The 23023-nt window shown below is 62.7% G+C and carries 18 protein-coding genes and 1 pseudogene; 8 read left to right on the top strand and 11 right to left on the bottom strand.

Features of this window, described 5'->3' with window-relative positions:
- Window positions 1-175: 175 nt before the first annotated feature.
- Window positions 176-1441 carry an MFS transporter gene (locus IFU31_RS13245; RefSeq protein WP_122479775.1) on the top strand — a complete coding sequence of 422 codons (1266 nt, stop codon included), beginning with the start codon at window positions 176-178 and terminating at the stop codon, window positions 1439-1441.
- A gap of 201 nt (window positions 1442-1642) precedes the next feature.
- Here IFU31_RS13245 and hemE read toward each other — a convergent pair whose 3' ends face one another.
- The 3 genes from hemE to IFU31_RS13230 form a co-directional block, all read right to left on the bottom strand.
- On the bottom strand, window positions 1643-2707 hold the full coding sequence (hemE, locus tag IFU31_RS13240; protein ID WP_185794776.1) for a uroporphyrinogen decarboxylase: 1065 nt from the start codon (window positions 2705-2707) through the stop codon (window positions 1643-1645).
- Between the two features lie 112 nt (window positions 2708-2819).
- Complete coding sequence (locus IFU31_RS13235; protein ID WP_122479777.1) at window positions 2820-3113, bottom strand: cell division protein ZapA; 294 nt, start codon at window positions 3111-3113, stop codon at window positions 2820-2822.
- A complete protein-coding gene (locus IFU31_RS13230; RefSeq protein ID WP_192103211.1) occupies window positions 3110-3334 on the bottom strand; it encodes a hypothetical protein in 225 nt (74 codons plus the stop codon). The genes IFU31_RS13235 and IFU31_RS13230 overlap by 4 nt, the downstream gene beginning before the upstream one ends.
- Before the next feature lie 257 nt (window positions 3335-3591).
- Between IFU31_RS13230 and IFU31_RS21895 the strand changes: the two are divergent.
- Window positions 3592-4362: pseudogene (locus IFU31_RS21895) on the top strand (MCP four helix bundle domain-containing protein); the annotation flags it as partial.
- Window positions 4345-5217 (top strand): methyl-accepting chemotaxis protein, encoded by an 873-nt coding sequence (locus tag IFU31_RS21890; protein WP_425312018.1) that lies wholly within the window; start codon window positions 4345-4347, stop codon window positions 5215-5217. The pseudogene IFU31_RS21895 and the gene IFU31_RS21890, both read left to right, overlap by 18 nt.
- 393 nt (window positions 5218-5610) lie before the next feature.
- On the opposite strand, the gene gbcB is transcribed toward IFU31_RS21890, so the two are convergent.
- Entirely contained in the window at window positions 5611-6711 is a 1101-nt protein-coding gene (gbcB, locus tag IFU31_RS13220) for a glycine-betaine demethylase subunit GbcB (RefSeq protein ID WP_122480122.1), read from the bottom strand.
- A 286-nt stretch (window positions 6712-6997) separates the two neighbouring features.
- On the opposite strand from gbcB, the gene gbcA reads away from it, so the two are divergent.
- The 3 genes from gbcA (at window position 6998) to IFU31_RS13205 (ending at window position 13548) form a co-directional block, all read left to right on the top strand.
- A complete protein-coding gene (gene gbcA, locus IFU31_RS13215; RefSeq protein ID WP_122480123.1) occupies window positions 6998-8293 on the top strand; it encodes a glycine-betaine demethylase subunit GbcA in 1296 nt (431 codons plus the stop codon).
- Window positions 8294-8388: 95 nt separating this feature from the next.
- The gene (locus IFU31_RS13210; RefSeq protein WP_192103210.1) at window positions 8389-10389 is read left to right on the top strand and encodes an acyltransferase family protein; all 2001 of its coding nucleotides are present in this window, start codon (window positions 8389-8391) and stop codon (window positions 10387-10389) included.
- Between the two features lie 138 nt (window positions 10390-10527).
- Complete coding sequence (locus IFU31_RS13205; RefSeq protein ID WP_192103209.1) at window positions 10528-13548, top strand: RHS repeat domain-containing protein; 3021 nt, start codon at window positions 10528-10530, stop codon at window positions 13546-13548.
- A gap of 11 nt (window positions 13549-13559) precedes the next feature.
- Here the strand turns inward: IFU31_RS13205 and etfB are convergent, their stop codons facing one another.
- The 6 genes from etfB to IFU31_RS13175 all read right to left on the bottom strand — a co-directional run bounded on the left by etfB (window position 13560) and on the right by IFU31_RS13175 (window position 21453).
- Complete coding sequence (gene etfB, locus IFU31_RS13200; protein WP_192054985.1) at window positions 13560-14333, bottom strand: electron transfer flavoprotein subunit beta; 774 nt, start codon at window positions 14331-14333, stop codon at window positions 13560-13562.
- 28 nt (window positions 14334-14361) lie between these two features.
- Window positions 14362-15582 (bottom strand): electron transfer flavoprotein subunit alpha, encoded by a 1221-nt coding sequence (etfA, locus tag IFU31_RS13195; RefSeq protein ID WP_192103208.1) that lies wholly within the window; start codon window positions 15580-15582, stop codon window positions 14362-14364.
- On the bottom strand, window positions 15582-17534 hold the full coding sequence (gene dgcB / locus IFU31_RS13190) for a dimethylglycine demethylation protein DgcB (RefSeq protein ID WP_192103207.1): 1953 nt from the start codon (window positions 17532-17534) through the stop codon (window positions 15582-15584). Before dgcB ends, etfA begins: the two co-directional genes overlap by 1 nt.
- A 119-nt stretch (window positions 17535-17653) precedes the next feature.
- The gene (gene dgcA, locus IFU31_RS13185) at window positions 17654-19714 is read right to left on the bottom strand and encodes a dimethylglycine demethylation protein DgcA (RefSeq protein ID WP_122479785.1); all 2061 of its coding nucleotides are present in this window, start codon (window positions 19712-19714) and stop codon (window positions 17654-17656) included.
- A gap of 18 nt (window positions 19715-19732) precedes the next feature.
- Entirely contained in the window at window positions 19733-20263 is a 531-nt protein-coding gene (locus tag IFU31_RS13180; protein WP_122479786.1) for a DUF5943 domain-containing protein, read from the bottom strand.
- 212 nt (window positions 20264-20475) lie between these two features.
- Window positions 20476-21453, bottom strand: a complete 978-nt coding sequence (locus IFU31_RS13175) for a dipeptidase (RefSeq protein ID WP_122479787.1) — start codon at window positions 21451-21453, stop codon at window positions 20476-20478.
- Between the two features lie 286 nt (window positions 21454-21739).
- Between IFU31_RS13175 and IFU31_RS13170 the strand changes: the two genes are divergently transcribed.
- Together IFU31_RS13170 and IFU31_RS13165 are read left to right on the top strand one after the other, a co-directional pair.
- On the top strand, window positions 21740-22141 hold the full coding sequence (locus IFU31_RS13170) for a lysozyme inhibitor LprI family protein (RefSeq protein ID WP_122479788.1): 402 nt from the start codon (window positions 21740-21742) through the stop codon (window positions 22139-22141).
- Window positions 22142-22143: 2 nt separating this feature from the next.
- Window positions 22144-22560, top strand: coding sequence for a DUF3010 family protein (locus IFU31_RS13165; RefSeq protein ID WP_122479789.1), 417 nt, complete (start codon window positions 22144-22146; stop codon window positions 22558-22560).
- A gap of 19 nt (window positions 22561-22579) precedes the next feature.
- Here IFU31_RS13165 and IFU31_RS13160 read toward each other — a convergent pair whose 3' ends face one another.
- Window positions 22580-22837: a hypothetical protein gene (locus tag IFU31_RS13160; RefSeq protein ID WP_122479790.1), complete on the bottom strand. Its 258-nt coding sequence runs from the start codon at window positions 22835-22837 to the stop codon at window positions 22580-22582.
- Window positions 22838-23023 lie beyond the last annotated feature (186 nt).

Here is a 23023-nt window from a genome sequence, read left to right as displayed (position 1 = left end):
CATGACAGGCAAAGCCTCGAGTGTAGCGGCCAGAATATTACAGTTGCTAGCACGCCGGGACGTTCATTCTCGGATTTTTCCTACAATTTCCTGCAGTCTCGGTGCTAGTGTTGGCAGAAATCATTAGCCAGCTATATAGTTTTTCAACTCCTGCCGCCCCCCTCCCGAGGTCACCGTGAAAACTGCTGTCGCGCCTGCTGCGCAAGCTGTTGATACCTCCCATCAAAACGCCGCTCAGTTCAACGAGCAGTACATCGAAAAAGGCACCCCGCAGTTCCTGCGCACGGTACTCGCCCTGTTCAGCGGCGGCTTCGCCACCTTTGCCCTGCTGTATTGCGTGCAACCCATGATGCCGATCCTGTCCCACGAGTTCGGCATCAACGCCGCCCAGAGCAGCCTGGTGCTGTCGGTGGCTACCGGGATGCTGGCCATCGGATTGCTGATCACCGGGCCGATTTCCGACAGTGTAGGACGCAAGCCGGTGATGGTGGCAGCCTTGTTCAGCGCAGCGCTGTGCACCCTCGGCAGTGCCTTGATGCCCACCTGGGACGGCGTGCTGTTGCTGCGCGCCTTGACCGGATTGAGCCTGAGCGGCCTGGCTGCGGTAGCCATGACCTACCTGAGCGAGGAAATTCATCCGCAACACATCGGTCTGGCAATGGGTTTGTACATTGGCGGCAACGCCATCGGCGGCATGAGCGGACGCCTGATCACCGGCGTGCTGATCGACTTCGTCAGTTGGCACACTGCACTGTTGGTGGTCGGCGGCCTGGCTCTGGTCGCAGCGGCGGTGTTCGTCAGGATCCTCCCGGAATCGCGTAACTTCCGCCCCCGCAAGATGAACCCACGTGGCTTGCTGGAAGGCTTCACCATGCACTTCAAGGATGCCGGCCTGCCTTGGCTGTTTCTCGAAGCGTTCCTGCTGATGGGCAGCTTCGTGACGCTGTTCAACTACATTGGCTACCGCCTGTTGGCCGAGCCCTACCACATGAGCCAGGCGCTGGTGGGGCTGCTGTCGGTGGTGTACCTGGCCGGCATCTACAGCTCGGCGCAGGTGGGCTCGCTGGCCGACAAGCATGGCCGACGCAGGGTGTTCTGGATGAGCATCGTGCTGATGTTCGCAGGCCTGCTGGTGACCCTGTTCAATCCGGTACCCGTGATCCTGCTGGGGATGCTGATGTTCACCTTTGGCTTTTTCGGTGCGCACTCGGTGGCCAGCAGCTGGATCGGACGGCGTGCGTTGACGGCCAAGGGGCAGGCGTCTTCGTTGTACCTGTTCAGTTATTACGCGGGGTCAAGCGTGGCCGGGACGGCGGGAGGGATGGCCTGGCACTACGGTGGCTGGACGGGTGTGGGCGGGTTCATTGCGGGGTTGTTGACGGTGGCGTTGGTGGTGGCGGCGAGGCTGGCGAAGTTGCAGCCGGTGGGGGCGTCCAAATGAACCGCATGCACCGCCGACGCGGCTTGCGCCGCTGCTACAGGGGTGGGTGTTTCTGTAGCAGCGGTGCAAGCCGCGTCAGGTTTCAACGCGAGCGTCCAGATGTACCGCGTACGCCGCCGACGCGGCTTGCGCCGCTGCTACAGGGGCGGGTGTTTCTGTAGCAGCGGTGCAAGCCGCGTCAAGATTCAACACGGAAGGATGTCAGCCGTGATATTGCCCTGAAAACTCATGCACGGCGTTGATGAACGCGCCGGCATGCTCGGGATCGACTTCCGGGGTGATGCCGTGGCCGAGGTTGAACACATGGCCTGTGCCCTGCCCGTAGCTGGCGAGGATCCGCGCCACTTCGGTGCGAATCGCTTCGGGCTTGGCGTACAGCACGGTAGGGTCCATGTTGCCCTGCAGGGCGACCTTGTGGCCAACGCGGCGACGGGCTTCGCCGATGTCGCAGGTCCAGTCCAGGCCCAGCGCGTCGGCGCCGGCGTCGGCGATGCTTTCCAGCCACAGGCCGCCGTTCTTGGTGAACAGGATCACCGGCACCTTGCGCCCTTCGTGTTCGCGGATCAGGCCGCTGACGATCTTGCGCATGTAGGCCAGGGAGAATTCCTGATACGCCGCGGCCGACAGGTTGCCGCCCCAGGTATCGAAGATCTGCACCGCCTGGGCCCCGGCCATGATCTGGCCATTAAGGTAGCTGGTGACCGACTGCGCCAGCTTGTCCAGCAGCAGGTGCATGGCCTGGGGCTGGTCGTAGAGCATGGCTTTGGTCTTGCGAAAATCCTTCGACGAACCGCCTTCGACCATGTAGGTGGCCAGCGTCCAGGGGCTCCCGGAAAAGCCGATCAGCGGCACCCGGCCGTTGAGTTCGCGGCGGATGGTGCTGACCGCGTCCATGACGTAGCCCAGATCCTGATGCGCATCGGGGATCGGCAGCGCTTCGATGTCGGCCAAGGTACTGACGACCTTCTTGAAGCGCGGGCCTTCGCCGGTTTCGAAGTACAGGCCCTGGCCCATGGCATCGGGGATGGTGAGGATGTCGGAGAACAGGATGGCCGCATCCAGCGGGTAGCGTTCCAACGGCTGCATGGTGACTTCGCAGGCGAACGACGGGTTCTTGCACAGGCTCATGAAGTCACCGGCCTTGGCGCGGCTGGCGCGGTACTCGGGCAGGTAGCGTCCGGCCTGGCGCATCATCCACACCGGGGTGACGTCAACGGGCTGCTTGAGCAGGGCACGCAGGAAGCGGTCGTTCTTGAGGGGAGTCATGTCAACATCCGGCAGAAAAGTATGAGGATTTTCGCAGAGCAAAGAACAACAAGCCACCGGCGAGGGCTGGGCGGTGATCTGCGCAGCAGCACCACCCGGCCGCTTGGCTGAATCAGTCCTGCGTATCGCTGCAGCGACTCACCAGGGCGTCGATCCTGCTTTTGCACTGGTCCATGGCATGGGCGTGGCCCTGGCTCAGCTCGACCTGGCGCTGGCATAGATTCAGCGCGGCCAGCACCAGCAGGCGGTCGCCGATCAATGTCGGATGGCTGCGCTTGGTCTGCGCCAGCGTGCGCTCGAGCATGCCGAACGCCTGACGCAGCGCCTGCTGTTCGCCGGGCGGTGCTTTCACTGAATATTCGTTGCCCAGGATCGAGAAGACCTCAACCCCGTCGTCAAGGTTCATACCGCCGCCGCGGTAGCACGCTCGACCAGTGCTTGAATACGCGCCGTGGTTGCGCCCTGCTTTTCTTCCTGTTCCAGCAGACTGAGCTGCAGCGTGTCGTTGTCATCCTTGGCCTGGGCCAGCTCGCCGGCCAGCTGGGCATTGCGTTCGGCCAGTTCCCGGTTGTGCTTGACCAGGTCGTTTACCAGGCTTTCCAATTGATTCAGGGATGCTTCCAACATTTGCTATTTCCAACACTTTGTCAGGGGCGCGAACGATAAAGAAAAAACCTCGCCCGGGCCAGCTTTGATAGGACCCCGATGGACCCCCAAATCGCTGTTCGGTTCGTCCCGTTCATCGGTCTTCATCGCTTGAGCGTTCGCGATGACGCGCATCACCTGCGGCAATTTGTCCCCTTCAGACTTTTTACATTCGACCGATAAGCCGTGCAGCCCTTTCTTGTGTCGCACGGACGCGCCCTACCTTTCGGTAACCTCACATGTCTTTACGCAACATGAACATCGCCCCGCGCGCGCTGCTCGGTTTCTCCCTCATCGGCGTGCTGATGATCGTGCTCGGGGTGTTTTCCCTGGTCCAGATGAGCCACATCCGCGCCGCCGGCCAGAACATCGAGAACAACACCGTACCCAGCATCACCAGCCTGGACGAGCTGACCCAGCTGACGCTGCGCCTGCGTGTGCTGTCGTACCGCTTGTTGCTCAATCGCGAAGCCGACATCCAGCAGAAAACCGTGCAGCTGTTCGACCAGCGCAACGAGCAGATCAACCAGGCCCAGGCCCGTTACGAGAAAATGATCTCCAATGACGAAGAGCAGGCGGCCTACGATGACTACAAGCGTTTGCTGGGCCAGTATCGCCAGCTCGAAGCTCGCATGAAGAGCTTTTCGGCCAACGGTCAGGTGGAAGAGCTGCGGACCATGCTCAACAGCGACATGCTGAGCAATTCCGAGCAGGTCAATGCCGTGCTCGAGAAACTGGTCAAGATCAACAATGTGCAAACCCGCGAGATCAATCAGCAAGCCGAGGATGAATACCGCTCGGCGTTCACCTGGGTGGTGGGCATGCTGATCGTGGCGACCCTGCTGACGTTCCTGTTTGCCTGGCTGTTGACCCGCAGCATCGTCAGGCCGATCGACCAGGCACTGGTGGCGGCCGAGGCAATTGCCGAAGGCAACCTGACCCGGCCGATCCATGCCGAGGGGCGCGACGAAGCCGCGCGGTTGCTGCTGGCCATGCAGAAGATGCAGGGCAAGCTGCGCGATACCCTGCAGCGCATTTCCGGTTCGGCGACCCAATTGGCATCGGCTGCCGAGGAACTCAACAGCGTCACCGACGAAGGTGCTCGCGGCCTGACTCAACAGAACAACGAGATCGAACAGGCCGCCACTGCAGTCAACGAGATGACCAGTGCGGTCGAAGAAGTGGCACGCAACGCCGTGAGCACCTCCGAGGCGTCCAAGGACGCGACCACGTCGGCCAGCGATGGCCGTGACCTGGTCATGGAAACCGTCAGCGCCATCGAACGCATGAGCGGCGACGTGCAGAGCACCGCCGAGCTGATTGGCAACCTGGCAACCGAGTCGCGCGACATCGGCAAGGTGCTGGACGTGATTCGTGGCCTGGCCGACCAGACCAACCTGCTGGCGCTCAACGCAGCCATCGAGGCGGCACGTGCTGGGGAGGCAGGCCGCGGGTTTGCCGTGGTGGCCGACGAGGTCCGCGCGCTGGCGCACCGCACCCAGCAGTCGACCAGCGAGATCGAGCGCATGATCGGCAGCATCCAGGGTGGCACCGAGCAAGCCGTGGACTCGATGCGCAACAGCACCGAGCGCGCCGAGTCGACCCTCAACATCGCCAAGGGTGCCGGCATGGCGCTGGAGACGATCAATGGCGCCATCGTGCAGATCAACGAACGCAACCTGGTGATTGCCAGCGCTGCCGAAGAGCAGGCCCAGGTGGCGCGCGAAGTGGACCGCAACCTGGTGAACATTCGCGACCTGTCGGTGCAGACCGCTGCAGGTTCGGCGCAGACCACGGCGGCCAGCGGCGAACTGGCGCGCCTGGCAGTGGATCTGAATGGGCTGGTGGCGCGCTTCAAGGTGTAAGCACCAGGCGCCTTCACGCGTTCACTCATAGACACCGCGCGCACCGCCGACGCGGCTCGCGCCGCTGCTACAGAAATACCGCAATGCCTCGTCGTCCCGCCTCGACGCAGTCGTTCAAATGCACCGCAATACCTCGTAGCAGCGGCGCAAGCCGCGTCCCGCCTCGACGCAGTCGTTCAGAAACACCGCGACCCCCTGTAGCAGCGGCGCAAGCCGCGTCCGGCCGCGACGCAGGCGTTCAGATGCACCGCAATACCTTGTAGCAGCGGCGCAAGCCGCGTCCCGCCTCGACGCAGTCGTTCAGAAACACCGCGACCCCCTGTAGCAGCGGCGCAAGCCGCGTCTGGCCTCGATGCAGTCGTCCGAAACCACGACTGACATCGCAATCGCACATCAGAACTCGATGCGCACATCTCCCTTCGGCACGCTGCAGCAGGACAGGATGTAGCCCTCGGCTTCGTCATCCTCGGTGATGCCGCCGTTGTGCTCCATCTCCACCTCGCCTCCCAGCTTGAGCACCTTGCAGGTGCCACAGATGCCCATGCCGCAGGCCTTGGGAATCATCATCCCGAGCTTGGAAGCCGCTGCGTGCACGGTTTCGCCCGGCGCCACGCGGATGCTCTTGCCGCTGGCGGTGAACTCCACCAGGTGCAGTTCCGAGACGTCCACTTCCGGCGCATCGGCGGCCTGCTCGGCCTGTTCCACGGCGTCGGCGCGCGCCTCGGGCGGCGTGGCGCCGAACGATTCCTCGTGGTAACGGGTCATGTCGAAGCCGGCGGCTTCCAGCAGGCGCTTGACCGCAGTCATGTACGGGGTCGGCCCGCAGCAATACACCTCGCGCTCCATGAAGTCGGGCGCGATCAATTCCAGCAGCTTGTGGTTCAGGTAGCCACGGTAGCCCGACCACGGCTCACCCAGCCCATGCTTCTCGCAGATGATGTGCAGGCTGAAGTTGTCGACCCGCGAGGCCATGTGCTCCAGTTCGCGGTGGTAGATGATGTCCTTGGGCGAACGCGCACTGTGCACGAAAACCATGTCGACGTTGGCGTTGGTGTCGTAGAACCAGCGCGCCATCGACATCACCGGCGTGATACCGACCCCACCGCTGAGATAGAGAATCTTCGGTGCCGGAAAGTCGATGGCATTGAATAGCCCGACCGGGCCATGTACCGCCAGCTCCTGGCCCTCGTGCAGGGTATCGTGCAACCAGTTCGAAACGCGCCCGCCCGGCACTCGCTTGATGGTGATGGAAAAGCTGTACGGCACCGACGGCGCGCTGGAGATGGTGTACGAGCGCATCACCGGCTGGCCTTCGATTTCCAGTTCCAGGGTCACGAACTGGCCTGGCTTGAAAAAGAACAGAATGGGCTGGTCGGCCATGAAGCAGAAGGTGCGCACGTCCCAGGTTTCCTGGATCACCTTGACGCAACGAACGATGTGGCGCCCATTGGCCCAGGTCTGGGTATTGACGGGCATCAGGAAGGGGTTGGACATGCTGGTCTCCAAGGTCGACTGCCGACTGTGCGTGCAGCGATTCTGCGGGTGCACCGCCACCGCCACATTCCCATCCGCGACATCCACATGCTCATGGCGACCAGCCCCATGCCGCCTAGCCTGCAGCGTCGGGAATGGATTTGGCCATGTCGCCCATGGATAAGGTTCATGGCGCGCCGAGTCGCACACTCCACCGCATCTGAACGCAGTTTCAGCCGCCTTGCGTCGACAACCGTAACAGCCACTTTTTTCGCGGCCACACTGCCTGGCCATGAGGATGAACACGATGGATGCCACCACTACCCTGAGTCTGGGCGATCCGCTGGAACCCGCACGCAAGGCAACCGCCCAGATGCTGCAGGAACGCGAGCGTACCTTCTCGCTGCCGCAGCCGTTCTACAACGACGAACGCCTGTTCCAGATCGACATGCAGGAGATCTTCAACAAGGAATGGCTGATCGCCGGCATGACATGCGAGATCCCGGCCAAGGGCAACTACCTCACCCTGCAGATCGGCAGCAATCCGATCCTCGTGGTGCGCGGGGCCGAAGGGGTGGTGCATGCCTTTCACAACGTCTGCCGCCATCGCGGTTCGCGACTGTGCACCAAGGAAAAAGGCAAGGTGGCCAAGCTGGTCTGCCATTACCACCAGTGGACCTACGAGCTGGATGGCCGCCTGCTGTTCGCCGGCACCGAGATGGGCGCCGACTTCGACATGAAGCAGTACGGCCTCAAGCCCGTGCATGTGAAAACGTCAGGCGGCTACATTTTCATCAGCCTGGCGGAGAACCCGCCTGCGATCGACAATTTCCTCAGTACGCTGAACCATTACATGGAACCGTACGACATGGAAAACACCAAGGTCGCGGTGCAGACCGATCTGCTGGAAAAGGCCAACTGGAAACTGGTGCTGGAGAACAACCGCGAGTGCTACCACTGCGGCGGCGCCCACCCCGAATTGCTCAAGACCCTGCTGGAATGGGACGACGTCACCGACCCCCGCGCCGACCAGGCCTTCAAGGACCATGTGGCCGCCTCGGCTGCCGCCTGGGATGCCGAAAAGATCCCCTACGCCCACGCCAGCCACGGCCTGCGCAACCGCATCGTGCGCATGCCGCTGCTCAAGGGCACGCTGTCGATGACGCTGGACGGCCAGGTCGGCTGCAAGAAACTGATGGGGCGCATCAAGAATCCGGACCTGGGTTCGATGCGCATCCTGCACCTGCCGCATTCCTGGAACCACTGCATGGGTGACCACATCATCGTGTTCACGGTGTGGCCGATCAGCGCGCAGGAAACGGTGGTCACCACCAAGTGGCTGGTGCACAAGGACGCCGTGGAAGGCGTGGACTACGACGTCGCGCGGATGCGCCAGGTGTGGGACGCGACCAACGACCAGGATCGCCGCCTGGCCGAGGAAAACCAGCGGGGCATCAACTCCACCGCCTACCAGCCGGGGCCGTACTCCAAGACCTACGAGTTCGGCGTGGTGAACTTCATCGACTGGTACAGCGAGCGGCTGCTGAGCAACCTGGGGGCGGAGCCTGCGGCGTATCTCAAGGGCGTGGCAGTGCACGAGTAACAGGCGAGCTCGGGATACATCCTGAAAAGATGCAATCTGGCGTTTGCCTGCCCAGGCATTCTATGGTCGCTGCCCAACAATAAAAGGGCGGCACCATGTCCTCCACTCCCGGCTTGCCATACGTTGCGGGCATCGATGGCCTGCGCGCGATCGCGGTACTTGCAGTCATCGTTTTCCATGTCGATTTCCTGCGCTTTCTGCCAGGAGGCTTCACCGGCGTAGACATGTTCTTCGTCATTTCCGGCTACGTGATCAGCCGCTCCCTGGCGCAAACGAGCGGCCTGCCGCTGCGCACCTTCCTGCTGGGGTTCTACCAACGACGCCTGCTGCGCATTCTTCCGGCGTTATTGCTTGTGCTCACCGCCAGTGTACTGATGTCGGCGCTGATCGTTCCCCCGGTATGGCTCAGCAGCCAGAACGAAGACACCGGCCTGGCCGCATTCGTGGGGCTGAGCAACCTGGTTCTGGCCTGGCAGACCGACACCTATTTCTCACCGAAAGCCGAGTTCAACCCGTACCTGCACACCTGGTCGCTGGGCGTGGAAGAACAGTTCTATCTGCTATTGCCCACGGTCTTCCTGCTCTGGCTGCGCTACCGCGAAAACAGCGTGATCGCGCGCTGCCTGCTGCCTGCCTTGACCCTAGCCTCGCTGGCCTGGTGCGCGGTGCAGACCCACGCCGCACCCTTGTCGGCGTTCTATCTGCTGCCCAGCCGTTTCTGGGAACTGGCCGCTGGTGCATTGCTGTTCCAGGCCATTGGCCAAGGCCGCCTGACTCGCCTGCAACCGTGGCATCGACAGGCGATGCTGGTGGCCGGGCTGGCGTTGCTGGCGGCAGGCTTCATCCTGACGCCGGCTGCACGCTTCCCGTACCCATGGGCGCTAGTCCCGGTGCTGGGCACGGTGTTGCTGATCGCCGCCGTGGTGCTCGGCAGCGATCGACCCGCTGGCCCGTTGCTGACGGTCTTGCAATGGCCAGCCCTGACGTACGTGGGGCGCCTGTCATATTCGCTGTACCTGTGGCACTGGCCCGTAGCGGTATTCCTGCGCTGGACCATTGGCCTGGAAGCATTGTGGATCCAGCTGGCCTACCCGTTGCTGGTGTTCGGCCTGGCAGCGGCGTCCTACCACTGGGTCGAAATGCCAGTGCGCCGTGGCGGCACGCGGTGGCATCGCCGTGCGGGGCTGTCGATGTGCGGTGGGCTGAGTGCCATGGGGCTGTGCGCCGGGATTGCGGCGTGGACAATCCACTCCACCGAGCGTTTATCGCTGAGTACCGTGGCCGATAGCTACACCTGGCATGCCTACAGACACTACCCTCGGGAGCCGATCGAAAAGATCGACCAGCCGGGCCTGCACGGGCGCCAGCTTTTCGTGCTGGGCGACTCACACACCGCCGCCTACCGCACGATGCTCAACATCGTCTCGCTGCGATTGGGCATCGACGTGGTGGAATACGAACGCGGCGGCTGCGCGGTGGTCAGCCTGCTGGATGCCGATCCGCCCGCCTGCGCGACTTGGCAGAGCAGTGCGTTGGCCGATATTCAGGCACGCGCCAAGCCAGGCGATGTGGTGTTCCTAGCGTCCCTGCGCATGCCGGAGCTGGCGGGCCGCGATTGGCAGCAGGGCGAGGACGCAATCTTCGAACAAGCACGCGGCGAGCGCACTGTGCAACACGCCCAAGCGGCCCGCCAGGCCGCCGACGCCGTGCTCGAACCGCTGCAGGCGGCGGGCTTGACCGTACTGATCGACGCACCGTCGCCGGTCTTCAAGGCCCCGGCGAACCGTTGCTCGGATCCATTCAACCGAATGAATCCGATCTGCACGCCCGGACTGAGCGTGGAACACGACCGGATAGTGCAGCTACGTGCGCCGCAGATGCATCTGCTGACGATACTGACCCGCGAATACCCGGCGCTGAACGTCTGGGATCCGTTGCCGATCCTTTGCCCGGGCAACACCTGCTCGGCCTACGACTCGAACGAAACACCACTCTTCGCCGATGCCGACCACCTGAGCGGCCACGGCAACCGTGTGCTCGAACCCTCTTTCACAGCGCTTTTGATACACCTCTACGCACCCCTGCGAACGCGATGACGCACCCGGCACGGCAAGCCGAACGCGGCCTGCATCGCCGCTACAGTTGTGCGCAGCGTTGATACCGTGGGTGTTCATGGCTGGCTGCCGGGCGATCAGAGATAAAGAGGGAAATCTATCCGAGCAAGGCAGGACAGCATGTCGCCCCTTCGAAGCATCTCCGATCAACTCGCCATCCATGCCCGCACCCCGGCACTGGTGGTGTCCGACCCCCGTGGCCTGGCCGTACGTACCATCGGTTATTACCGACGCGAAGCCGACGTCCCTGCCGAGCCCCGGGTCAGTGCCCAATGGCATGACCACGCAGGCCGTCCTGTCAGCCAGTGGGATCCGCGTCAGTTCGAGCATTTCCAGAGCGGTGTGAGCGAGACGCCGAATCAAGCAACGGTGTTCAGCTTCTCGGGTACACCGTTGTTGCAGCGCAATGCGGATTCTGGCTGGAAAGCGATGTTGCTCGACGCCCAAGGCTCCAACCGGGAAAGCTGGGACAGCAAAGGCATCCACACCACGCTGAATTATGACCGACACGCCAGGTTGATATCGGTTGCCAAACGCGATGCCGAGGGCCGGCAACGCGTCACGCAACGCGTCGATTACGCAGCGGTCGACAGCGAGCACGCTGCTCGCAATCTGTGCGGCACGAGCTATCGGCATGACGATGACGCGGGCAGCAGAATCGCCCATGGGTTTGACATCAACGGCGAAGCGATCAGCTATACGCAGCGTTTTCTGGACGCAGAGGTGCTACCCGACTGGCCCGTGTCCCTGGCGGAACGCGATGCCTTGCTAGAGCCTGGGCCGGGTTATCGCACCTCCTATACCCACGATGCCACCGGCATGCTTGTCACCCACAGAGACGCCTTGGGTAATGTGCAACATTTTGGCCATGACATCAGTGGTCTGGAGGCTACCAGCCGGCTGGTGACCGCCGAAGGGCTGAACTGTGAACTGCTGTCGGCGTTGAGTCATGATGCAGGCGGGCGGATCGTTTCGCAAACGATAGGCAATGGCGTGACAAGCCGCGCCGAGCTCGACCCCATCGACCAACAGCTACTCAGGGCAACGTCCGTAAGCGCCGACGCGGTCGTGCTTCAGGATTTGCACTACCTGTATGATCCAGCCGGCAACATCATCAAGGTCAGCGATCAATCTCAACCCACCAAATACCACGCCAATCGTCGCATCGAAGCGGTCAACGAATATCGCTATGACTCGTTTTGCCAACTGATCGAAGCTACCGGTCGCGAAGCTGCAAATGCGGGCGGCGAAGGCCCATCACTGCCGCCGTTGCTGGCAATGCCTCAGGATCCTTCCTTGCTGCTCAACTACCGGCAGAACATGGAGTATGACCGGGCGGGCAACCTGACAGAGCTTCGCCACGTCAATGGGCAACGGAACCGAACACTCAGAATGGCGGTGGCAAGTGCCAGCAACAGATCGCTGCCCGAGCGCAATGGGCAACTCCCCGATGAAGGCCAGTTGACCGATGGCTTCGATGCCAATGGAAACTCCCGCGAACTGCTGCCCGGGCAGGTAATGACATGGGATGAATACAACCAGCTGCAGCGCGTGGCACCGGTGCAGCGCGACGATGAAGAAGACGACTATGAGCGCTACATCTACGACGCTGCGGGAAGTCGTTTGCGCAAGATATCCCATGCCCAACAGCGCAGCGGCGCACGTCGATGTGAGGTCCGCTACCTACCGGGGCTGGAAATTCGGACGGACAGCCGCAGCGGTGAGCGCTTGCATGTCATCGTTGCGCAAGCGGGTAAGAACGGCGTCCGTCTGCTGCATTGGGCACATGGCAAACCCGAGGGTTTGCCTAATGATCAACTGCGTTTCACCCTGAGCAACCATTTGCGCTCAGCCACGTTGGAGTTGGGCAGCGACGGCCAGTTATTGAGCCGGGAAGAATACTATCCGTTCGGGGGCACCGCCTGCTGGGCCGGTCGCAGTGCACTGCAAGCCAAGTACAAAACCATCCGCTACTCCGGCAAGGAACGTGACGCCACCGGTCTTTACTATTACGGCTTGCGCTACTACGCACCCTGGCAGATCCGATGGATCAATCCGGATCCGGCGGGCGATATCGACGGTCTGAACCTTTATGCGATGGTAGGCAACAATCCTATCACCATGGTGGACGGTGATGGGCGCGCCAAAACAAAGCATGACACCCTTGAAAGCATGATTGAAGCGGGCCCTACAGACGAATACCTGGCGGGGCAGCCGTATTGGGGAACCGGTTCCGAGAGCGAGCGACGCCGTAAATATGAGAACTGGAAAGGCCATTGCAAGACCTGGTTCAATCGCACCAGGCAGAGCCGCGCGCAGGTACTGCTTTCGGCCTACGAAATCTCTGAAACCAATAGCAAGGGTGTGATCCAGGCACTGAAAAATATGGAAAGCACTACTGAGCTGGCGAAGTCGGTCGGACTTCGAGGGGCGACTATCGTTGTTTCCAACTTGAGCTCTACAGCCACAGGAACAGCCATTGGCACAGCCGTCGGGGCGATGGCATTGGGCCCGGCGGGGGCTCTGGCCGGTGCTGGCATAGGCATGGTGCTCGGTAAGCTGGCCAGTGTCGCCTCGGAAAAGGCAATGGAAAAAGCCGGCAATACCGCCACTCTGCATCTGCGTACTGGAACTCTGAGTGCTTCATCGATCATTCATGACGCGAAGATTCGCAAGAACGGTCTGGTGGGTAAGTTCTACTATAAATCTCGCACTTACGTACCCGACAATCCCAAGAATGCCCTGAACCTCGGCACTGAAGTCGCCAAAACCGCAGGTTCCAAAGCCGCAGGGCCAGCGGGCGTCGCCGTCAAGATCGGCGTCGATGCAATCAAGGCTGGCTATGAACTGTATAAAACCCAACAAGACAAAGACCCGGCGAAGCTCGAACTTTTGGAAACCAGCGCGGACGGTGCGTTCGCCGAGCTCTATCGGCGGACGCTACAGATAGCAAAGATGTACAACGCGACCGAGGCTGACGATAAACTCACTGGGCTGACCAATAGCACGTTCACTGGAAAAAGCATGACGTTGGGTGGCCTGGTCGCGCAATTCAGTACGGCTGTTGACCATCTGCAAGCGGCTGCCGGTGCCACCAGCGCATTCCGCCAGCGGCATCAAGTCGACGTGCTTGGCTTGTAGCGACGCGCGCATCAAAGCCGCACCACCCCCTCCTCGATCAACGCCTTGAGCACCGCCTGAGCGCCCTCTTCGGCGCTCAGGCCCTTGAGCACCTGCCCTCCTCCGCCACTGGCCTTGGCCGTGGCGGCCTTCATGCGATCCGCGCCGCTCTTGGCCTTGATCACCTTCAGGCGTTTGGGCCGGGGCTTGGCCGGTTGCAGCTCGGCGCTGTCGAACAGTTCGTCGTTGATCACCTCCACCTCATCCACCGGCAGCCGTCCGCGCTGCGCCGGGCCGTAGGCGCTCTGCCGAGGCTTGGGCGCGGCGTTGTCGACGGTGGCCAGCAACGGCAGCCGCACCTTGAGGCGCCGCCGTTGGCCTCGGGGCAAGGCCTGCAGCACCTGGGCCACGCCGTTGTCGATGGACTCAACCTCGGCCAGGCCAACGATCAACGGCCAGCCGAGTTTTTCCGCCAGCAGAAAGGGCAACATGCCCGAGCCTTCGCCGGTTTCGGCCTGGGTACCGGTGAGCACCACGTGCGCACCGGCCGCTTGCAGGTAGTCGCACAGGGCCGGCAGGGCATCGGCGCCTTGTGGCTGTTCAAGCACGTGCAACTGCTGCAGGCCCATGCCCAGGTACGCGCGCAACGCGGGCTCGGCGACATCGCCGGCGTGCAGTACCTGCAGGTCATCTCCGGCCAGTTGCAGGCCCAGCTCCACGGCGCGTGAATCCTGGTCTGCGCGCCGGGGACGGCCGGACGTCGGGTGGGCGCCGATGGAAACGAGGGTGATGACCTTGGTGTTCATGGCTGTGTCTCTTTCATCGTGGCGCCCATCAGGCGGCATCGCGCTTGGCTTGGTTGCGATAGGCCTGGATGGCGTCGATCAAGGCGTGCATGATCGCCTGCCCGTCGCCGATCACCGACAGGTCGGCACGCTTGACCATGTCACAGTTGGCGTCGAGGTTGATGGCGATGACCTTGTCGCAACCACCAATGCCCTGCAAGTGCTGGATGGCACCGGAAATGCCCACCGCCACGTAGACCCGCGCGGTCACCCAGGTACCACTGGCGCCGACCTGACGGTCGCGCAGCATGAAACCATCGTCCACCGCCACCCGCGAGGCACCTTCGGTCGCACCCAAGGCCTGGGCCGTCCGGTGGAACAGTTCCCAGTCCTTGACCCCATTGCCTCCCGAGAATATGAATTCCGATTCGGCCATGGGCACGGCCGCCGGGTCGACTGCTACCGCCCCGAGGTCTTCGATGCGCGGCAGGCTGCGCGCCGTGGCTGCGGACAACGCCACCGGCAGCGCTTCGTGACGAGTCTCGTCCACCGGTTCGGCGCACTCGGCGGCCGCCAGGATCAAGCGCGGCAGCGGTCGGGCAATGTCCTGCTGGCCGGCACCGGCACGGCTGATGCACTGGCCGTCCTTGACCTGCCACACACGTGTGGCGGGACGTTCACCCTGGCAAGCGGCAAAACGCCGACCCAGCTCGCCACCGCCGGTACGGCTGTCGGGCAACAGCCAATGGCGTGGGCTGAACTGATTATCCACCGCGCGCAGGCCGTGGATTCGCTGTTCCGGCGCATAACCTTCGAATTCGCCGCCTTGCACAATCAACAGCCGGTCGACGCCTGCGCTATCGAAAGCGTTTTCCTTGTGTTCGCCGAAGACGATGGCCAATACCGCGCCGCCCCCCGCTGTCAGGCGATGAGCCAGGCCCAGCACGTCGCGGTCGTGGCTGCTCAGGCGGCCGCCGACCATGTCCGGCACCACGGCGATGTAGAATTGGGGCACCGCCACCTGGTGCAAGGGCAGCTTCACTTCCACGGCTGCCGAACGCTTGCTCGCGCCGCCCTGCTGGGCGCCGCTGCGGTCGATGCGCTTGATCCCGTTGGCGCCGATGAAACCGATGCCGTGAGGGTTCTTGCGCATGACGCCATTGGGCCCCATCCACGCACTGGCCTGAGGCTGCAGGGCACTGTGCAAGGGATGCAGGCGGTTGCGGGCGATCCATTCGGCCCGCGGATCACGACGGATGAGGTCACTCATCAATGCACCTCCTCGACAACTTCACGTTTGGCCGGTGCGGGCCTGGCGGGGGCAACACTGTCCTCGACCAGCGCCTCGGCGACCAGTTCGGCGATGTCCTTGACCAACGGCCGCGGTTCCACCACGCCTTCGAGCATGGCGGTGCACTGCGGGCAGCCCACAGCCACGACTTCGGCCTGGGTTTCGCGGATGTCTTCCATGCGCATGTCGGGAATGCGCTGCTTGCCGGGTATGTCGGTGATCGGCGCGCCGCCACCGCCACCGCAACAGCGGGAACGGAAACCCGAGCGCTGCATTTCCTTGACCTCGATACCCAGCGCCTTGAGCACATCGCGCGGGGCCTGGTACTCGCCGTTGTAGCGGCCCAGGTAGCACGGGTCGTGGTAGGTCACGCTGCCGCCCTTGTGCTGCCCCAGGTGGAGCTGGCCGGCGGTGACCAGTTCGGCCATGAAGGTGCTGTGATGCAGCACCTGATAGTTGCCGCCCAGCGCACCGTACTCGTTCTTCAACACATGGAAGCTGTGGGGGTCGCAGGTGACGATGCGTTTGAAGCCGTACTTGGCGAGGGTGCCGATATTGCGCTTGGCCAGCAGCTGGAAGGTGGCCTCGTCGCCCAGTCGCCGCGCCACGTCTCCGCTGTCGCGCTCTTCCAGGCCGAGCACGGCGAAATCGACCTTGGCCGCTTTCAGCACTTTGACGAAGGCGCGCAAGGTGCGTTGGTTGCGCATGTCGAAGGCGCCGTCCCCAACCCAGAACAGCACGTCGATGGTTTTGCGCTCGCTCAACAATGGCAGGTTCAGGTCGGCGGCCCAGTTCATCCGGCCACCAGGACTGAAACCGCCGGGGTTGTCGGTGGCGATCAGGTTGTCCAGCACTTCGGCGCCCTTGTTGGGCGTGGCGCCTTTTTCCAGGGTCAGGTGGCGGCGCATGTCGACGATGGCGTCGACGTGCTCGATCATCATCGGACACTCTTCCACGCAGGCGCGGCAGGTGGTGCACGACCACAGGGTGTCGGCATCGACCAGGCCATTGACGATCGGCTGGTGCGGGTTGCCGGCGTGTTCGCCAATCGCCTTGCCAGGATAGGGGCTGCCGGCGAAGTTCGCATCGGTGCCACCGGCCAGGCCTACGACCATGTCCTGAATGAGCTTCTTCGGGTTCAACGGTTGACCGGCGGCGAACGCCGGGCACGCGGCTTCACATTTGCCGCACTGCACGCAGGCATCGAAGCCCAGCAGCTGGTTCCAGGTGAAGTCCTTGGGTTTTTCCACGCCCAGCGGCGCAGTGGGGTCGTTCAGGTCCAACGGCTTCAGGCCGGTGGAGCGACCACCGCCAAAGCGTTCGGCGCGGCGGTGCCAGGCCAGGTGCAAGGCACCAGCGAAAGCGTGCTTCATCGGCCCGCCCCAGGTCAGTCCGAGAAACAGTTCCGACACGCCCCACAGCACGCCGATGCCCAGCACCGCAGCCAGTACCCAACCGCCGAAATTCATCGGCAAGATACCGGCCACCGGCAAGGTGGCGATAAAGAAGGTGGCCGAGAACATCAGCAGGCTTTTCGGCAGGCGCATCCACGGGCCCTTGGACAGGCGCGCGGGCGGGTTGCGGCGGCGGGCGTAGACGAAGCAGGCACCGACGAACATCAGCGCGGTGGCGAACAGCAGCGCATAGCCAAGCATGCGATTGTGCAGGCCGAAGCCATGGACCAGCACCGCCAGCACCGCCGCTAGCACCGCGCCACCGGCCGTGGCGACGTGGGTGTTGGCGATGTACTTGTCGCGCGCGACCACATGGTGCAGGTCGACCATGTAGCGCTTGGGCATGGCCAGCAGGCCGCCCAGCAGGTCGACCTGGGATGGCCGACCGCGGCGCCACATATTGATTCGCCGCACGGCGCCCAGAACAGCCAAGGCGAGGGCGGCGAACAGCAGGATGGGAAGCAGTGTATTGAGCATGGTGAAGCCTCTGTGGACCCTCGTAGGAGCGGTCATCGGCCGCGAAACGGTCACTGCGCTGTATCAGGTACACCGCAGTGATCCCTTCGCGGCCGATGACCGCTCCTACGGGAGCAGGGTCAAAAATCCTTGCACAGGCGCAGCGCGTCGTAGATCGCCGCGTGGGTGTTGCGCTGGGCCACGCAGTCGCCGATACGAAACAGCAGATAGTCGTCGCCCGAAGTACTCAACGACGGCTGCGGCTGGATCGCGAACAAGGCGTCGATGTCCATCTGGCCCTTGTTGCGCGACCCCTGCTTGAGCGCGTAGTAGAGCTGTTCGTCGGGACGCACGCCGTTCTCCACCACCACCTGGTCGACCACGCGTTCTTCCTTGGCGCCGGTGTATTCGTTCTCCAGCACGGCCACAAGCTTGTCGCCCTCGCGGTAGACCTTGTCCAGCATCATGTCGCCGGTCATGATCACTTCCTTGGGGTACATGCTGCGGTAGTAGGTGGGGAACGACGTACCGCCGATGGCCACCCCCGGCTTGATGTCGTCGGTGACGATCTCCACCTGGCTGCCCTTGTCGGCGAGGAAGTCGGCCACCGACATGCCGGTGAACTCGCAGATGGTGTCGTACACCAGCACGTTCTTGCCCGGTGCGACCTTGCCGTCGAGCACGTCCCAGCTGCTGACCACCAGGCCCTCTTCGGCGCCCCAGTGCTCGTTCTGTTCCAGAAACGGGTGGCCACCCACCGCCAGCACGACGATGTCCGGGCGCAGGTCCATGATGGTATCGGCATCGGCAGCCGTGCCCAGGCGCAGGTCGACCTTCAGGCGCGCCAGTTCCAGCTGGAACCAGCGCGTGATGCCAGCGATCTGGTCACGCTGCGGCGCCTTGGACGCAGTGGTGATCTGCCCACCGATGAAGTCCTTCTTCTCGAACAACGTCACGTCGTGGCCACGCTCGGCCGCCACGCGCGCGGCCTCCATGCCGGCAGGCCCTGCGCCGACCACCACCACCTTGCGCTTCACGCCGGTGGACTTTTCGATGATGTGCGGCACGCCCATGTATTCACGCGACGTGGCCGCGTTCTGAATGCACAGCACGTCCAGCCCCTGGTACTGCCGATCGATGCAGTAGTTGGCGCCCACGCATTGCTTGATCTGGTCGATCTGGCCCATCTTGATCTTGGCGATCAGGTGCGGGTCGGCGATGTGCGCCCGGGTCATGCCGACCATGTCGACGTAGCCGCCTTCCAGAATACGCGTCGCCTGGTTCGGATCCTTGATGTTCTGCGCGTGCAGCACCGGGATGTTCACCACCTCCTTGATCCCTGCCGCCAGGTGCAGGAACGGCTCGGGCGGGTAGCTCATGTTGGGAATGACGTTGGCCAGGGTGTTGTGGGTGTCGCAACCCGAGCCCACCACGCCGAGGAAATCGAGCATGCCGGTGTCGCAGTAGTACTTGGCGATTTCCTTCATGTCCTCGTGGCTGAGGCCATCGGGATGGAATTCGTCGCCGCAGATGCGCAGCCCTACGCAGAAGTCGTCGCCGACTTCCTTGCGCACGGCCTTGATCACCTCCATGCCGAAGCGCATGCGGTTCTCGAAGCTGCCGCCCCACTCGTCGGTGCGCTTGTTGACCCGCGGGCTCCAGAACTGGTCGATCATGTGCTGGTGCACCGCCGACAGCTCGACGCCGTCCAGGCCGCCGGCCTTGGCGCGGGCCGCAGCGCTGGCGTAGTTGCCGATCACGCGCCAGATCTCTTCGGGCTCGATGGTCTTGCAGGTCGCGCGGTGCACCGGCTCGCGGATGCCCGAGGGCGACATCAGAGTCGGCCAGTGCTCGCCGTCCCACCGCGAGCGACGGCCCATGTGGGTGATCTGGATCATGATCTTGGCCCCATGCTTGTGCATGGCGTCGGCCAGGTTCTGGAAATGCGGAATGATCTTGTCGGTGGCCAGGTTGACCGATTTCCACCAGCCCTGGGGGCTGTCGATGGCCACGCTGGAGGAACCGCCGCAGATGGCCAGGCCTATTCCGCCACGGGCTTTCTCTTCGTAGTACTTCACGTAACGATCGGTGGTCATGCCGCCGTCGGTGGCGTAGACCTCGGCGTGCGCGGTACTGAGCACGCGGTTGCGGATCGTCAGCTTGCCGATCTGGATCGGCTGGAACATCGCTTCGAAAGCCATGACGGTTGATTCCTCGACTTACAACGGTTTCACGGTGAAGAGGCCATCTTCGTGGCCTTCTTCGGAGCCGCCGTACACTTGCTCGGCGACGGTACGAATGCTGCTGCCGCGAGCGGCGAGAATCTGGTCCATGGCGCCGGCGAACCAGCCGGTGAACATGTAGTCGACCTTGCGTCCGACCTTGCCGTACACGTAGACGAAGGCGGAATGCTCCAGCTTGACGCTACAGGTGCCCTGGTCCAGGTCGATGTCCTGGATCTTGAACAGGCCCCAGCCGCGCTGCGACAGGCGCTTCATGTAGTGCTCGAACACCGCGACGCCTTCCAGGCCATGGCACTCGGCTTCTTTCTCGCACCAATGCCAGGCGGATTTGTAGCCCGCCTTGTAGAGAATCTCGGCGTAGGCATCGGCGCCCAGCACCTCTTCGATGCCCATGTGGTTGTTGACGAAGAAGTGACGCGGCACGTACAGCATGGGCAGGGCGTCGGAGGTCCAGATACCGGTTTCGCTGTCGACTTCGATGGGCAGTTGCGGGGCGATCTTGGCCATGGTGAGTGATCTCCGATAAACATGATTCGAGCAAGCAACGCAGAATCGCTTTGCTCGTAGATAGACAGTTGTGTGAATGCCTTTGGAGCCGTAGCGAGCACGTCGAGAGCAAGGAAGGACCGGAGCGAAAGGCGAGACAGTACCGAGGTACGGCGAGCTTTTCGCGAGGACCTGACGCAGCTATCGGCGAGCGCAGTAGGCTCCAGAGGTATTCACTCGCCCCAGACGTCCTTGAGGACATTGACCCAGTTCTCGCCCATGATCTTGCGCACCACGCGTTCGCTGTGGCCGCGCTTGAGCAGGGTTTCGGTCAGGTTGGGGAACTCGCCCACGGTGCGGATGCCCAGCGGATTGATGATCTTGCCGAAGCTGGTCAGGCGGCGGGCGTAGCCCTTGTCGTGGGTCAGGTATTCGAAGAAGTCCTGGCCGTGGCCCTGGGTGAAGTCGGTGCCGATGCCGATGGCGTCTTCACCGACGATGTTCATGGTGTATTCGATGGCTTCGGCGTAGTCGTCGATAGTCGAATCGATACCCTTGGCCAGGAAAGGCGCGAACATGGTCACGCCGACGAAGCCACCATGGTCGGCGATGAATTTCAGCTCTTCATCGGACTTGTTGCGCGGGTGCTCCTTGAGGCCCGACGGCAGGCAATGGGAGTAGCACACCGGCTTTTTCGACTCGAGGATGACTTCTTCGCTGGTCTTGGAGCCGACGTGGGACAGGTCGCACATCACGCCCACACGGTTCATCTCGGCAACGATCTCGCGGCCGAATCCGGACAGGCCGCCGTCGCGCTCGTAGCAGCCGGTACCGACCAGGTTCTGGGTGTTGTAGCACATCTGCACGATGCCCACGCCCAGCTGCTTGAACACTTCCACGTAGCCGATCTGGTCTTCGTAGGCGTGGGCATTCTGGAAGCCGAAGAGGATGCCGGTCTTGCCGGTTTCCTTGGCCTTGCGGATGTCGGCGGTGCTGCGCACGGGCATCACCAGGTCGCTGTTCTCGCGCATCAGCTTCTGGCTCTTGCAGATGCTGTCGATGGTGGCCTGGAAACCTTCCCACACCGACACCGTGCAGTTGGCCATGGTCAGACCGCCCTTGCGCATGTCCTCGAACAGTTCGCGGTTCCATTTGGCAATGATCAGCCCGTCGATGACGATGCTGTCGGCGTGCAGTTCGGCTGGGCTCATCGGGCAGTCCCCATCAGGCAAGTCAGGCGCCGAATCGTATGTCGGCGCTTCATGGAGCCAGCATATGCCTGCGCGACAGGGCGACCGGATGCAAAAACGACAGGGGAATTGCCGAAAGCGTCAACGCACGATGCAAAAGATGACCACCCCCCTTGCAGGGGAGACCTGCTTGGTCGTGCCACTGCATGAAATAAACCGCCTGGCATCGCTGCGCCCCTATGCTTTCCAGCGCCCCTGAGACAGAATCAGCGGCAATTGTCCTGCTCAACGGGTTAGGTAGATCCTCATGAGATTCACGCTGCTGATGCTTGCCCTGCTGTCCTTCGCCGCCCAGGCAGAAGAGTCCGACGGCCCCACCCCGTGCGATAACGTCGAAACCGATCAGCAGAGCTACGATTGCTCGGCCTACAACCGCAAGACATCGGAAACCGAGATGAGCGAGTCGTACACCGACCTGCTCGACCGCATCAACTCCCAGTTCCCCAAAGGCTCGCCCGAACTCAAGGCGTTCACCGACAGGCTCAAGACTGCCCAGGACCTGTGGGCCAAGTCGCGCGATGCCGATTGCGACGTGTACACGGTCAATGCCGGCAAAGGCACCAAGGCCTATGACATTGCCCAGAACGATTGTCGCGCGCAGAAAAGCGACGAGCGTTCCGAATTTCTGCAATCGGTGGGCCTGGAGTGAGCGTGAAAATAGTCGGGGTCGAGATCAAGGGCAGCGAAGCGATCTTTGCAGTGGTGGAATTCGACGGTGCCGACTTGGCGCATCTTCCCACTTCCCTCAAGAAGATCGCGCTGGAAGACGATGACATCGCGGCGAACGTGCGGCAGTTTCGCGAACAGGTGGCCGCTTTCGTCGGCGACAACGGGTTGAAGATGCTCGCCATCAAGAAGCGCGGCAAGAAAGGCGAGTTCGCCGGCGGGCCGACCACCTTCAAGATCGAAGGCGTGCTGCAGCTGCTCGAAGGCTGCGAGGCAGTGCTGGTGTCGCCGCAGACCATCAGCGCCCAGGCCAAGAAGCTGGTTGAGCTGCCAGGCAGCTTGAACAAATACCAGCACGAAGCCTACAAGGCTGCCTGCGCGGTATTGCTCAAGGCGCGCTGAAACGGTCAACAGTCGTCTTTCATTCCTCCTCGTTTACCCGGCAGTCCAAGCCGATGTCGGTCGGATTGCTGGGGTCCTGCGCCACGAACGCACGCGTCTTGTGCTCGGCATCCGCCAGGCTGTCGGCCTCCACGGGCAGATCAACCAGGGTGTTGTTCCAGGCGTCGTCGGCCTGGTTGTCGATGACCCGGCAGTCGTACCACGCCGCCGCTGCCGGCCCGGCCAATGCCAGAAGAGCCACTGCCAGAATTGGCGCACCCATGACTTGCTTGCTCATCTCTATGATTCCTCTATCGCTGAATGAGCGCGCAGGTTAGCGGCCGCCTGCCGTGCCAGAACGGTACATATGCATTGGCCCTACCGGCGCCTTCGCGGCCACAGACCGCTCCTACGACACGCACACATTCCATCCGCAGGAGCGGCCAGTGCCCCAGGCGGTAGAGGGATCACAGTCCTTCCGCAG

The sequence above is a fragment of the Pseudomonas sp. CFBP 13602 genome, assembly GCF_014842725.1.
Taxonomy (GTDB): domain Bacteria; phylum Pseudomonadota; class Gammaproteobacteria; order Pseudomonadales; family Pseudomonadaceae; genus Aquipseudomonas; species Aquipseudomonas baltica.
The sequence above is the reverse complement of the archived record's forward strand: the minus strand, read 5'-3'. Positions and strand labels throughout refer to the sequence as shown.

Bases quoted from the DNA above. Each gene is read 5' to 3' on its own strand.
- IFU31_RS21890 (WP_425312018.1), top strand. From the start codon at position 4,345: ATGCAGAAGATGCAGGGCAAGCTGCGCGATACCCTGCAGCGCATTTCC.
- dgcB (WP_192103207.1), bottom strand. From the start codon at position 17,534: ATGCTCAATACACTGCTTCCCATCCTGCTGTTCGCCGCCCTCGCCTTG.
- dgcA (WP_122479785.1), bottom strand. From the start codon at position 19,714: ATGGCTTTCGAAGCGATGTTCCAGCCGATCCAGATCGGCAAGCTGACG.
- IFU31_RS13205 (WP_192103209.1), top strand. From the start codon at position 10,528: ATGTCGCCCCTTCGAAGCATCTCCGATCAACTCGCCATCCATGCCCGC.
- IFU31_RS13180 (WP_122479786.1), bottom strand. From the start codon at position 20,263: ATGGCCAAGATCGCCCCGCAACTGCCCATCGAAGTCGACAGCGAAACC.
- IFU31_RS13230 (WP_192103211.1), bottom strand. From the start codon at position 3,334: ATGTTGGAAGCATCCCTGAATCAATTGGAAAGCCTGGTAAACGACCTG.
- etfB (WP_192054985.1), bottom strand. From the start codon at position 14,333: ATGAACACCAAGGTCATCACCCTCGTTTCCATCGGCGCCCACCCGACG.
- IFU31_RS13175 (WP_122479787.1), bottom strand. From the start codon at position 21,453: ATGAGCCCAGCCGAACTGCACGCCGACAGCATCGTCATCGACGGGCTG.
- gbcB (WP_122480122.1), bottom strand. From the start codon at position 6,711: ATGTCCAACCCCTTCCTGATGCCCGTCAATACCCAGACCTGGGCCAAT.
- IFU31_RS13235 (WP_122479777.1), bottom strand. From the start codon at position 3,113: ATGAACCTTGACGACGGGGTTGAGGTCTTCTCGATCCTGGGCAACGAA.
- hemE (WP_185794776.1), bottom strand. From the start codon at position 2,707: ATGACTCCCCTCAAGAACGACCGCTTCCTGCGTGCCCTGCTCAAGCAG.
- IFU31_RS13170 (WP_122479788.1), top strand. From the start codon at position 21,740: ATGAGATTCACGCTGCTGATGCTTGCCCTGCTGTCCTTCGCCGCCCAG.
- etfA (WP_192103208.1), bottom strand. From the start codon at position 15,582: ATGAGTGACCTCATCCGTCGTGATCCGCGGGCCGAATGGATCGCCCGC.
- IFU31_RS13210 (WP_192103210.1), top strand. From the start codon at position 8,389: ATGTCCTCCACTCCCGGCTTGCCATACGTTGCGGGCATCGATGGCCTG.
- gbcA (WP_122480123.1), top strand. From the start codon at position 6,998: ATGGATGCCACCACTACCCTGAGTCTGGGCGATCCGCTGGAACCCGCA.
- IFU31_RS13160 (WP_122479790.1), bottom strand. From the start codon at position 22,837: ATGAGCAAGCAAGTCATGGGTGCGCCAATTCTGGCAGTGGCTCTTCTG.